We start from the raw sequence: 11,904 nt of genomic DNA, 5'->3' as shown, positions 1-11,904 counted from the left end.
TAATCCGGGCTTATTGGGGTTCACGCTGGTGCCAGTCGGTCACCTGCTGGAACTGATGGGCAGCATTCAGCAAACGGGCCTCAGAGAAGTAATCCCCGATGATCTGCAGCCCCACCGGTAAGCCGTCGACAAACCCCGCCGGAACCGACATGGCCGGAATGCCTGCCAGGTTGATGGCGATGGTGAACACGTCTTCCAGGTACATGGACACCGGGTCGGTGTTCTTCTCGCCCTGCCTGAACGCAGGTGTCGGAGACACCGGGCTCATCAGCACGTCCACTTCCTTAAACGCATTGATGAAGTCCTGCTGGATCAGACGGCGAACCTTCTGGGCCTTCAGGTAATAGGCATCAAAGTAACCAGCGGACAGGGCGTAGGTCCCCACCAGAATCCGGCGCTTCACCTCATTCCCGAAACCTTCCGCCCGGGTGCGGGTGTACATATCCATCAGGTCTTTCGGATCGTCGCAGCGGTAGCCATAACGCACACCGTCAAACCGGGACAGGTTGGCAGAAGCCTCCGCCGGAGCGATCACATAATAAGCAGCAATGGCCAGCCTCGCGTTGGGCAGTGACACTTCTTTTACCGTCGCGCCCAGCTTTTCATACTCGCGAATCGCGTTGCGAACCTGCGCTTCCATGGCCGGAGACAGCTGGTCGCTGAAGTATTCCTTCGGCAGGCCAATCTTCAGGCCTTTCAGCGGCTCGTTCAGGGTAGCGGTGTAATCCGGAACTTCCCGGTCGATGCCGGTGGAATCCTTCGGATCGTGCCCCGCCATCACATTCAACATCAGCGCCGCATCTTCGGCGGTGCGCGCCATCGGCCCGCCCTGGTCCAGAGAGGAAGCAAAGGCAATCATTCCATAGCGAGACACCCGGCCGTAAGTCGGCTTCAGGCCAGTAATGCCGCACAGGGCCGCCGGCTGGCGGATAGAACCACCGGTATCCGTACCCGTCGCCGCCGGCACCAGCCGCGCCGCCACGGCAGCGGCAGAACCACCGGAAGAACCACCCGGCACCCGCTTGTCACCGCTGGCCAGGCCCCAGGGGTTGGTTACCGCGCCGTAGAAACTGGACTCGTTAGACGAGCCCATGGCGAACTCATCCATATTGGTCTTGCCCAGACACACTGCGCCGGCCGCCTTGAAGTTCGCCGTCACTGTGGCGTCGTAGGGTGGCACAAAGTTCTCCAGCATCCTTGAGCCGCAGGTAGTGCGAATGCCGTTAGTACAGAAAATATCCTTGTGAGCAAAGGGCACCCCGGTCCACACCGTGGCCTTACCCGCCGCCCGCATCTCATCCGCCGCTTTCGCCTCGGCCAATGCATGCTCGTCGGAGATGGTAATAAAGCTGTTGTACTTGCCGTCTTCATGTTTCAGACGGTCGAGGAACTGCTGAGTCAGCTCCACACTGGAAATCTTGCCGCTCTCCAGTTCCCTGGAAAGTTCTGCTACGGATTTGTTATGCATCATCAATCCCGAAATATGTGATCGTCAGACAACCTGCCGGTTACACGGAAATGTCAGTGGCCCGAAAACTCACTCAATGACCTTGGGTACCAGGTACAACCCATCCTCGGTCGCCGGCGCAATTGCCTGAAACGCCTCCCGCTGATTGGTCTCGGTAACCACATCCGGCCGCAGCTTCTGTACGGCATCCAGTGGATGCGCCATCGGCTCCACGGAATCGGTATCCGCTGCACTCAACTGATCCACCAGATCCAGGATATTGCCCAGATCCTTCTCCAGAGCCGAAACCTGCTCGCCGTCCACCTTGATGCGGGCGAGCACGGCAACTTTCTCGATGTCCTCGCGGGAAATGCTCACGTTGCCTCCATTAAAGCGTGTGTGAAAACAATTTAATCCTAAAGAGCCCGAACGACTCTAACTGGCTGATTTTGGCGCTTTTCAGCTGTCCGGGGATGCCTTGGGGAGGGGCTTTCCAAAAATCTGCGGAGCCATGGATGGCGGAGCCGAAGCGCCACAGGGATGTGCCAAAGGAGCGTTTTTTGGAAAGCCCCTCCCCAAGGCATCCTTGCACCCAGAGAAAACAAGCCCGACATATTAGCAGAATCACAACCAAGATTGGCCCCGAAACAGTACCGAAAATGTGAGAATGGTAAGCTGAGAGCCCTGATGTTGCCTTGCCTGAGAATGGCCTCACTGCTAAAGTTGCGTGATTCTTCTACATCCGCAACCGCAACTCTCAGGTTGAAACAACACGAATGTTAATCAAAAGACTCCGAGGCATCTTCTCAAGCGACCTGTCCATCGACCTGGGCACCGCCAACACCCTAATCTACGTGCGTGAACGCGGAATCGTACTCAACGAACCCTCCGTTGTTGCCATCCGCACCAGCGGCTCCCAGAAAATGGTGGCTGCTGTGGGTTCCGAAGCCAAGCGCATGCTCGGCCGTACCCCCGGCAACATAACCGCCATCCGCCCAATGAAAGACGGTGTGATTGCGGATTTCGTTGTTACCGAAAAAATGCTCCAGCACTTCATTCATAAAGTGCACGAAAACAGTTTTATTACTCCCAGTCCTCGCGTGCTGGTGTGTGTGCCCAGCAAGTCCACACAGGTGGAGCGCAAGGCCATCCGTGAGTCTGCCCTGGGCGCGGGTGCTCGTGAAGTGTTCCTGATTGAAGAGCCCATGGCCGCGGCCATTGGTGCAGGCCTGCCGGTTGAAGAAGCCAGCGGCTCCATGATTGTCGATATCGGTGGTGGGACTACGGAAATCGCCATTATTTCCCTGAACGGCATCGTTTACGCTGAATCGGTGCGGGTTGGCGGCGACAAGTTCGACGAAGCCATCGTTACCTATGTGCGCCGCAACTATGGCAGCCTGATCGGCGATTCCACCGCCGAGCGGATCAAACATGAAATCGGTTGCGCCTATGAAGGCCTGGATATCCGCGAGATTGATGTGCGTGGTCGCAACCTGGCAGAAGGTGTGCCCCGTGCGTTCACCCTGAACAGCGAAGAGATTCTCGACGCGTTGCAGGAATCACTTGCCCAGATCGTGCAAACCGTCAAAAGCGCGCTTGAGCAGTCTCCACCTGAGCTGGCGTCTGATATCGCTGAGCGCGGAATCGTGCTTACCGGTGGTGGTGCACTTCTGCGAGGCCTCGACAAACTTATCAGTGAAGAAACCGGTCTGCCGGTGATCATCGCCGAAGACCCCCTGACCTGTGTTGCCCGTGGTGGCGGCAAGGCGCTGGAAGTCATTGATCGCGGTGGCATCGGAATGTTCTCCCAGGAGGGTTAATCCCGTGGGAGGGCTAAGCCATTAAAACCATCTTTGTCCAGGGGCCGGTACCCGGCTTCAGACTCTTTCTTGTGATTCTGGTATCGGCAGCGTTGATCGCTGCCGATGCCCGTTTTGACAAGCTCACACCTGTTCGCAGTACTCTCGCCACCGGCCTGGCTCCGGTATACTGGCTGGGTAATGCCCCCTACCGATTCAGTGACTGGTTCTCCGGGCTCTTTGTCAGCCGTGAAGACCTCCAGAGTGAAAACGAAGAACTCAAGGCCCGAATGCTGATACTCGAGCGGCGTGCGCTGAAATATGCGGCGTTGGCGTCAGAGAATAACGAGTTGCGCCGGCTGCTTAACTCCTCTGAAGTGTTGGATGACCGGGTGATCGTGGGCGAAGTGGTGGGTGTCTCGCCCGATCCGTTTTCCCACGAGATCATCATCAACAAAGGCCATAGCGACGGTGTGACCACCGGGCAGGCTGTACTGGATGCCGAAGGTTTGATGGGGCAGATAGTGCAGACCAGCCAGTTCACCTCCCGTGTGTTGCTGGTGTCGGACAGTAGCCATGCGGTGCCCGTAGAAGTGGTCAGAAATGGCTTGCGTTCGGTGTTATTGGGCAATGGTGAAGTCAATCAGCTGGATCTGGTGCATGTGCCGGATACTGCCGATATACGGGAAGGCGATACCCTGGTCAGCTCCGGCCTTGGTGGCCGTTTCCCCCGGGGCTATCCGGTGGCTGAGGTCAGCCAGATCACCAAGGAACCAGGGGAACCCTTCGTGACGATTCGGGCCAGGCCCATGGCCAGACTGAACCAGAGCCGGCTTGTGCTGGTGGTGTTTCAGCCTGAGTCCCGGGAGCGCCGCGAGTCTGCGGAACCGCAGACCACGGAAGAGGAGGCCAACTGATGCTGTCGGTCATTAGCTACCCGCTGTTTTTCGTGACCGTTGTGCTTGCGCTGGTGTTGAGTATATCCCTGTTCCCGGTAGGCTGGTTTGAATTCCGTCCGGAATGGCTGGGTTTGGTGGTTTTTTACTGGACCTTCCGTGCACCGGCGCAGTTTGGGATTCTGATGGCCTGGTGTCTCGGGCTATTACTGGATGTGCTTGAGGCCACCCCCCTGGGCACCAATGCGCTGGGTATGGCACTCATTGCTTTCCTGGTGCTGACCATCCATCAGCGCTTGAGAATGTACCCGCTACCGCAACAATGCCTTATGGTCTTCCTGTTGTTGGGCATCAACCAGATGCTGGTGCACTTCATCAAACAACTGCTGGGCGCCGATACGGCGGGGTTCAGTTACCTGTGGCCAGCATTAACCAGTGCGGTCGCCTGGCCCTTTGTCAGTGGCCTGCTGGACCGCCTGAACCGGAAGCTGGGCTAGCACCATGAAGACACTGATTCTTGCATCCGCCTCTCCTCGCCGGGCTGAGCTGCTACAGCAAATCGGGCTGACGTTCCAGGTGCAGCCCGCGGATATTGATGAAACCGTGGCCGAGGGTGAGTCGGCGGAGCATTATGTGGAACGCCTGGCTCGTGAGAAGGCGTTAAGAGTGGCCGGTGAGAATCTTGACGCACTGGTTCTGGGCTCGGATACCTCGGTGGTCTTGCAAGGTAAGATTCTGGGGAAACCGGTCGATGCGGCAGAGGCAAAAGCCACACTGGCCCGGTTGTCTGGCCAGCAACACCAGGTGATGACGGCGGTGGCGCTGGCGCGGGGAGAGGTCTGCCAATCGCACCTGTCGGTCACCAACGTGACCTTTCGAAGCCTTTCCGAGGCCGAGATCCGGGCCTATGTTGATAGTGGCGAGCCCATGGATAAGGCCGGTAGCTACGGCATTCAGGGCCTGGGTGGTATCTTTGTCCAGGAATTGCAGGGCAGCTATAGCGCGGTGGTGGGTTTGCCCCTCCTGGAAACCGCCGGGTTGTTGGCAGAGGCCGGTTTTCCGGTCTGGCAGAACTGGCCGAGTTGTAAGGAGAGCCAAACATGAGCGAAGAAATTCTCATCAACGTTACGCCGGTGGAAACCCGGGTGGCGTTGGTCGAAAACGGCATGCTTCAGGAAGCTTACATCGAGCGGACCAGCCGCAAGGGTATTGTTGGCAATATCTACAAGGGTAAGGTGGTTCGAGTGTTGCCGGGCATGGAAGCGGCGTTTGTGGATATTGGCCTGGAGCGGGCCGCATTCATACACGCCTCGGATGTTGCCTGCAGTCAGTCCGGGCCGGAGGAGCCTTCGGATGGCCCGAAAACCGTGCCGGATATCCGCACCCTGTTGCGTGAGGGGCAATCGCTCGTGGTTCAGGTCACCAAGGACCCCATCGGCACCAAGGGAGCCAGGTTGACGACCCAGCTTTCTATTCCTTCCCGGTACCTGGTGTTTATGCCGGGGGTCAGCCATATTGGTATTTCCCAGCGGATTGAGGACGACAACGAGCGCACCCGGCTGAAGACCCTGATTGAAGAGGCGGCTGAACAGAGCGACGACGTTCAGGGTGGCTATATTATCCGCACGGCAGCGGAAGCGGCGGCGGCTGAAGACCTGATCGCCGATATGGCCTACCTGCATCGGCTTAGCCAGTCCATACAGGATCGGATTGGTAGCGCGCCCGCACCGTCCGTGGTCTACCAGGACCTGCCATTGTTCATTCGCACCATTCGGGATCTAATCCGGCCGCAGACAGAAAAAGTGCGCATCGACAGCCGGGAAAGCTACCAGCGGGTAATAGAGTTTGTGCAGGAGTTCGTCACGGAATTCGCCGACAAGGTTGAATACTATCCCGGTGAGCGGCCGATTTTTGATCTGTATTCGGTCGAGGATGAGATCCAGAAGGCCCTTAGCCGCAAGGTGCAGCTGAAATCGGGTGGTTACGTCATCATCGACCAGACCGAAGCGATGACCACCATTGATATCAATACCGGCGCGTTTGTCGGCCACCGGAATCTGGAAGAAACCATCTTCAAGACCAACCTGGAGGCCGCCCGTGCCATCAGCCGGCAGCTGAGGCTCAGAAACCTCGGTGGTATCATCATCATAGACTTTATCGATATGGACGACCCGGAGCACCAGCGCCAGGTACACAGGATGCTGGAGAAGATGCTCGAGCGGGATCATGCCAAAACCAAGATCACCGGTGTCTCGGAACTTGGCCTGGTGGAGATGACCCGAAAACGCACCACAGAAAGCCTTGGGCAGGTGCTGTGCGAGCCTTGCCCGATCTGCGATGGACGGGGCTTCCTGAAAACGGCAGAGACCGTCTGCTATGAGATTTTCCGCGAGATTCTCCGGGTGAACCGGGCCTATGAAGCTGAGAACTATCTGGTGATGGCGTCACAGAAAGTGGTTGATCGTCTGCTCGACGAGGAATCCGACAATGTCGCAGACCTCGAGACCTTTATCAGTAAGACCATACGCTTCCAGGTAGAACCCTTCTACAGTCAGGAACAGTACGATGTGGTCCTGCTCTGACGCCCGCTGAACCGGGCTGTCGAAGGAGTATCGATTACGATGCAAGGCCGTGAACAGGAGCAAGCTCAGCAGCATCGCCGGGGCGCCGGCAAGCTGGCGCAGTTACTGGAGCACCTGGCAAACGGAGTCTGGTGGTTGATTTTCGCCTTACTGGTGGTGTTTGCCCTGTACGTTGGAGTGGGGAGGCAGCTGACCAGCAATATCGACCGTTTCACTGGCGATCTCTCTGAGCAACTCTCTGATCGAACCGGGCTGGATGTCCGGATTGGTCGTCTTTCCTCCCGCTGGCACTGGCTTGACCCGTCAGTAACCGCTACTGATCTGACCGTTCACCACCCGGAAACCGGCCAAGCCATTGCCGAGCTTGAGCACTTGCGTCTGCGTCTGGATTTTCTGTCGTCGGTACTGCGATTTCGTTTGGTGTTCGAGGACTTTGAGGCCGATGGCTTAACCCTGAGCCTGGCCCGGCAGTCCGGCCTGGACCTGCTCGAGCCGCCGGATGAGCTGACCGACCTGACCCGCCCCGGTGGCCAGGACCTGCAAACCTGGCTCAGGCTGGCCGGGCGCTGGCTTTCTGATCCGCGGCTGACCATGACCCGGATCAGCCTTGGCATTGATGATGGTTCAGGCAATACCCGGCATTTCGATATTCCCCAGCTGGACCTGGTCTACCGCCGTGGTTTGTTTCAGGCCTCGGGCAGGGCCATGCAGCCAGGAACCACGACCCAGCTCGCCAGTTTTGCCCTTGTGGGGCAGCACTTTTTCCGGGGCGAGTTTACCGGCCAGTTGTATGTGGATGTCGATTCCGGGCGCCTGTTTGATGGTCTGGTGGACGATCTTAGTTGGCGCGGTCTTCGTGTAGAGGGGGCTGATCTGGGCGGTCGTGCCTGGCTGACCTTTGAAAGCGGTGAGCTGGAGCAGGTTCAGGGGATCGTGCAAACGCCCTATTTACAGCTCGGGGTCAATATGGAGTCGCTGGCTCCGCTGGAGAGTATCCAGGCTCGTTTTGGCTGGCGCCGGGATGGTCCCTTACAGCTCCAGCAACTACAGTGGCAGTGGCTGGACCACGATGTCCAACCCTTTGGATTGCGCCTTGAGCCCGATTCCGGAGGTAATATCCTGATTGCCGATGGCGTGCCGCTGGCGCCGATCCGGCGGCTTGTGCAGAACCTTCCCCTGCTTCCGGCCGTGGCCAATCACGCACTGGAGCAATACCGGCCATCCGGCTACCTTGACGACGTGATCCTGACGCTGCCGGAAGATCCGGCCGGTTTCCAGCTGTCCGGTCGATTGCGGCAGGTGTCGGTTGAGGCGGCGCAAGGGGCGCCGGCCGCCCGTGGGCTTGATGGCCATATCCTGATGACGGCCCGTTCGGGCCATGTAACCCTCGATACCACCGGGCCCGCCTACCTGGGTTTCCCAAAACTCTATGATGCTGGCTGGCCGCTGGATTCGATGGCTGGCACCGTATCCTGGGAGCTGGCCGGCCCGATAACCCGTGTATTTGCCGACGATCTGCGATTTACCTACGCCGACCGTACAACGCTCACCGGTGCGTTTGATTTAAGGCTGGATCGGTTTGGCGAAGACAACCTGGGCTTGCGCGTTGGCGTTGAGAACGGCGATGCGTCCATGCTCGCAGATTTTGTCCCGGCCAAGGTGGTGGACCCGGGGCTCTATCAGTGGTTAACCACCGCCGTTATCGAAGCCGATATCACCGCCGGTGAGTATTACGGTCACGGCCGGATCGATTCCGAGGCACCCCGGGGATCGTTTGTCTCATCCATGTGGTATGAGTTCGACCGTGGTGTTGTCCGTTACGACGAACGTTGGCCGGAAGTGCAGAGCGCCCGTGGCCGGGTTGAGGTTCAGAATGCAGGCACTCTGGTCACTCTGGAACAGGCCCTGACAGGCGGGCTGGAACTGCGCTCGGGCGTCGTAAGGGTTGTGCCGGGAGATGGCGAGGGGCCGACTCGCGTAAGGGTTGATGCACAAGCCGATGTGCCAGGTGAGAGCGTGCCGTTCTGGATGACCGAGACACCGCTTGGCGACATGGCCGGAATGGCCGCCACAGAGCTGGATTATCAGGGGCTCTACCGGTTAGCCCTGAATATTGATCTGCCACTGGGGGCTGGTGAGCAGACAGCGGTGAACGCACGGGTGGCAACCTCCGGAGCCAGGATCTCCTACCCGGCAGCGGGATTGGTCTGGGCAGGAATCGAGGGCGAGGTCCGCTACGATACCCTTCGGGGATTTTCCGGAGAGCCTCTTCTGGCGGAGTTCTTCGGGCAACCGGTGACTGTTGAGTTTGAACAATCAGAACAGGGCCCGGCAGGTAAGGGCGCAGCCTTGTCTATTCGCCAGACCGGCCGGGTTCCATTGCCGTCGTTTTTGCATCAGTTCGGGTTGCCGGAGGGCTCCGCACTCGGGATGTCGGGCAGCCTGGATTATTCGGCACAGCTGAGCGTGTCGGATGAGCGCGCTTCCCGGATAACGGTATCCTCCGATTTTCAAGGCCTGGCACTGGACTGGCCGCAGCCTTTGGGTAAGGGAGAGTCGGATCAGGCCCGGTTGCAGGCATTGATAGACCCTACGGAAAATGAGGGTGTCCGTGTGACGGGGGACTGGCAGGACCGGTTGGCCTTTGATCTGCTGTGGAAATCGTCGGGCTTTGAGCTGGGACTCAGTGAACTGAACCTGGCGGGGCACAGTCTCAGGAATATCCAGATCGATGCACTGGATCTGGGAGATCGTTGGGTGTTCAACACGGAATCTGATCGGGTTCAGGGCAGGGTGATGGTGCCCACGCAGGGAACGATCGAAGCCGATCTGCAACGACTCAGTCTGATGCGCTCAGATACCGGGGGTGAAGACCAGGAGGACCGGCAGTTATTGACCCTGGAGGAGCAACTGGAAGCGTTTCGAGCTCTGGACGTGGGGAGCTGGCCCGATATTGATGTGACCATCTCGGACCTCAGACTGGGCGATGAGTCTGCCGGCCGCTGGCAGTTCGCCATGCGGCCGCAGCCGTTCCGCCTGAACATCGAGGAAATTGAAGGGCAATTGGAGACGCTGGCGCTCACCGGCAGGATGAGTTGGAGTGTGGTTGATGATCGCGAAACCAGCCGATTTGTCGGAACCCTCTCAGGCGGCCGCCTCCGGGAACTGGAGGCGCTGACCGGTGCGCCGATTCCAATGAATAATGAGCAGACCCAGGTTGACCTGGATCTGGACTGGCCCGGCCGACCGGATGAATTTGCCCTGAAGCAGCTCAGTGGCCAGGTCAGTGTCCGCCTGGATGACGGCGTCATTTTGGAGCAAAGTGGCTCAGCCCAGTTGTTCAGAATTTTCAACCTGCTCAACACCGACACGCTCTGGCGCCGGCTGCGCCTGGACTTCTCGGATCTTTATGAGCGGGGTATTGCGTTTGACGCCATTTCCGGCAAGGCTGTCATCGTAAACGGTCTGGTTACCCTCGACCCAGAACTGCAACTGGTGGGGCCTTCCGGGGCTTTCAAGATGAGTGGATCCACCAATATGGCCGATGAGAGCCTGGATATGCGGTTGGTGCTGGTGCTTCCGGTTACCCAGAACCTGCCCCTGGCTGCCATACTGATGGGAGCGAGCGCCCCCATTGGCGGCGCACTCTTTGTACTGGACAAAATTCTGGGTGACCCATTAAGCAAGTTGACCAGCGCCACTTACAGTGTCACCGGTAACTGGAGCGAGCCCAAAGTGGAGCTACGCCGGGTTTTCGATACGGGTGAGTAGAGGAGTCGGAGCATGACCCAAGTTGCAGCGATTCAGATGGTCAGCAGTCACAACCTGGCCGGTAACCTGGCCGAGGCCGAGGCGCTGTTGCGTGATGCTGCCGCCCAAGGCGCGAAAGTGGCAGTATTACCTGAGAATTTTGCGGTTCTGGCCACCGCTCAGATGCGGGAGTGTGGTCGGCAGGAAAGTGGCGGTGAATCGGTGATCCGGCGCTTTCTTTCAGAACAGGCCGAGAGGCTGGGGCTATGGATTGTAGGTGGTTCCATGCCTCTGGCAACACGACCCGATGGTTCTGATGTTCCCGACAGGGTGCGTGCAAGCTGCATTGTTTACAACGATCAGGGCGAGGAAGTTGCCCGTTACGACAAAATTCACCTGTTTGACGCCATGGTCGAGGATTCCCATGGCCAATACCGGGAGTCGGATACCTTCGAGCCAGGTGACCAGGTGGTTACCGTGGACACTCCCGCCGGCCGGCTGGGGATGGCAGTGTGCTACGACTTGCGGTTTCCTGAACTGTTCAGGGCGCTGCGGGAACAGGGTGCCGAGTGGGTGTGCCTGCCCAGCGCCTTTACCTGGCAAACTGGAGACGCCCATTGGCACCCACTGATTCGAGCCAGGGCCATCGAGAACCAGGTTTGGGTGGTCGCCCCCGGCCAAGGGGGGCAAAACAGTGAGCGCCGCAAGACTTATGGCCACAGTTTGATCTGTGACCCCTGGGGCAGGGTGGTGACGGAACTGGATGAGGGCCCTGGCCTGGTTGTGGCAGACCTGGACATGGAAAAACTGAACCAGGTTCGGGCCAGAATGCCGGTCTGGGAGCACCGCCGCCTTTAACGTAGAGCTCCGGTTAGCCGTTTGCTTTACTGCTCTGCGTCATCAATCCACTCCCGGAGGGCCCGGAACAGTTTACGGGCCTGGCCGGTGTTTTTCTGTTTCTCCACTTCCTTGCGGGCATTGCGAACCAGGTTGCGCAGGTGCTGCACGTCTGCCGCCGGGCAATAATCGATAAACTCCCCCACCACCTTGTCGCCTTCGGAGATCATCCTGTCGCGCCAGCGCTCGGCCAGGTGATGCCGGCGGGTGTGCTCCTCACTGCCGGCATTGAATGCACCAATGGCACGAGCCAGTGCCTCCGGGTCATCCTCCTGGCGGATGATCTTGCCAATGTATTGCAAATGTCTGCGGCGTGCTTCGCGCTGATTAATGCGCCGTGATTCCACGATGGCAGCCTTCAGGGTGTCGCTGATGTCCAGTGACGCCAATTGCTCGTCATTGAGATCCAGCATCTGTTTACCCAGGTCCTGGAGCGCATGCATTTCCCGCTTGATCTGGGATTTGCTCGGGCCGAAATCTTCCTCGAGCTCCTCGTGGTGCGGGTGGTTGTCGGATTGACTCATGGTTGGCTC

10 protein-coding genes are annotated in these 11,904 nt (G+C 58.6%); 7 read left to right on the top strand and 3 right to left on the bottom strand.

What is annotated here, in order from left to right:
• Positions 1–10: 10 nt before the first annotated feature.
• The gene (gene gatA / locus ACNSOI_RS13400) at positions 11–1,468 is read right to left on the bottom strand and encodes an Asp-tRNA(Asn)/Glu-tRNA(Gln) amidotransferase subunit GatA (protein WP_420194270.1); all 1,458 of its coding nucleotides are present in this window, start codon (positions 1,466–1,468) and stop codon (positions 11–13) included.
• Between the two features lie 69 nt (positions 1,469–1,537).
• Positions 1,538–1,825: an Asp-tRNA(Asn)/Glu-tRNA(Gln) amidotransferase subunit GatC gene (gatC, locus tag ACNSOI_RS13395; RefSeq protein ID WP_058092033.1), complete on the bottom strand. Its 288-nt coding sequence runs from the start codon at positions 1,823–1,825 to the stop codon at positions 1,538–1,540.
• A gap of 398 nt (positions 1,826–2,223) precedes the next feature.
• On the opposite strand from gatC, the gene ACNSOI_RS13390 reads away from it, so the two are divergent.
• Genes ACNSOI_RS13390 through ACNSOI_RS13360 form a run of 7 tightly spaced genes read left to right on the top strand, consistent with a single transcriptional unit; the run spans position 2,224 to position 11,332 of the window.
• The gene (locus ACNSOI_RS13390) at positions 2,224–3,267 is read left to right on the top strand and encodes a rod shape-determining protein (RefSeq protein ID WP_058092032.1); all 1,044 of its coding nucleotides are present in this window, start codon (positions 2,224–2,226) and stop codon (positions 3,265–3,267) included.
• Between the two features lie 29 nt (positions 3,268–3,296).
• The gene (gene mreC / locus ACNSOI_RS13385; RefSeq protein WP_138437213.1) at positions 3,297–4,163 is read left to right on the top strand and encodes a rod shape-determining protein MreC; all 867 of its coding nucleotides are present in this window, start codon (positions 3,297–3,299) and stop codon (positions 4,161–4,163) included.
• Positions 4,163–4,639, top strand: coding sequence for a rod shape-determining protein MreD (gene mreD / locus ACNSOI_RS13380; RefSeq protein WP_072676720.1), 477 nt, complete (start codon positions 4,163–4,165; stop codon positions 4,637–4,639). The genes mreC and mreD overlap by 1 nt, the downstream gene beginning before the upstream one ends.
• Before the next feature lie 4 nt (positions 4,640–4,643).
• On the top strand, positions 4,644–5,246 hold the full coding sequence (locus ACNSOI_RS13375; protein WP_106695012.1) for a Maf family protein: 603 nt from the start codon (positions 4,644–4,646) through the stop codon (positions 5,244–5,246).
• Complete coding sequence (rng, locus tag ACNSOI_RS13370) at positions 5,243–6,724, top strand: ribonuclease G (protein WP_061331537.1); 1,482 nt, start codon at positions 5,243–5,245, stop codon at positions 6,722–6,724. The genes ACNSOI_RS13375 and rng overlap by 4 nt, the downstream gene beginning before the upstream one ends.
• A 39-nt stretch (positions 6,725–6,763) precedes the next feature.
• Positions 6,764–10,495: a YhdP family protein gene (locus ACNSOI_RS13365; RefSeq protein WP_420194269.1), complete on the top strand. Its 3,732-nt coding sequence runs from the start codon at positions 6,764–6,766 to the stop codon at positions 10,493–10,495.
• Positions 10,496–10,507: 12 nt separating this feature from the next.
• A complete protein-coding gene (locus ACNSOI_RS13360) occupies positions 10,508–11,332 on the top strand; it encodes a carbon-nitrogen hydrolase family protein (RefSeq protein WP_420194268.1) in 825 nt (274 codons plus the stop codon).
• 26 nt (positions 11,333–11,358) lie between these two features.
• Here ACNSOI_RS13360 and yjgA read toward each other — a convergent pair whose 3' ends face one another.
• Complete coding sequence (gene yjgA / locus ACNSOI_RS13355) at positions 11,359–11,895, bottom strand: ribosome biogenesis factor YjgA (protein ID WP_072676724.1); 537 nt, start codon at positions 11,893–11,895, stop codon at positions 11,359–11,361.
• Positions 11,896–11,904: the final 9 nt, after the last annotated feature.

This window comes from Marinobacter sp. GH_1, assembly GCF_048595985.1.
In the GTDB taxonomy this organism is placed as follows: domain Bacteria; phylum Pseudomonadota; class Gammaproteobacteria; order Pseudomonadales; family Oleiphilaceae; genus Marinobacter; species Marinobacter shengliensis.
Note: the sequence above shows the minus strand (reverse complement) of the source record. Positions and strands in the feature narration are given on the sequence as shown.

Coding starts and splice junctions, on each gene's coding strand:
- ACNSOI_RS13390 (WP_058092032.1), top strand. CDS start 2,224: ATGTTAATCAAAAGACTCCGAGGCATCTTCTCAAGCGACCTGTCCATC.
- ACNSOI_RS13360 (WP_420194268.1), top strand. CDS start 10,508: ATGACCCAAGTTGCAGCGATTCAGATGGTCAGCAGTCACAACCTGGCC.
- mreD (WP_072676720.1), top strand. CDS start 4,163: ATGCTGTCGGTCATTAGCTACCCGCTGTTTTTCGTGACCGTTGTGCTT.
- gatA (WP_420194270.1), bottom strand. CDS start 1,468: ATGCATAACAAATCCGTAGCAGAACTTTCCAGGGAACTGGAGAGCGGC.
- ACNSOI_RS13375 (WP_106695012.1), top strand. CDS start 4,644: ATGAAGACACTGATTCTTGCATCCGCCTCTCCTCGCCGGGCTGAGCTG.
- ACNSOI_RS13365 (WP_420194269.1), top strand. CDS start 6,764: ATGCAAGGCCGTGAACAGGAGCAAGCTCAGCAGCATCGCCGGGGCGCC.
- yjgA (WP_072676724.1), bottom strand. CDS start 11,895: ATGAGTCAATCCGACAACCACCCGCACCACGAGGAGCTCGAGGAAGAT.
- rng (WP_061331537.1), top strand. CDS start 5,243: ATGAGCGAAGAAATTCTCATCAACGTTACGCCGGTGGAAACCCGGGTG.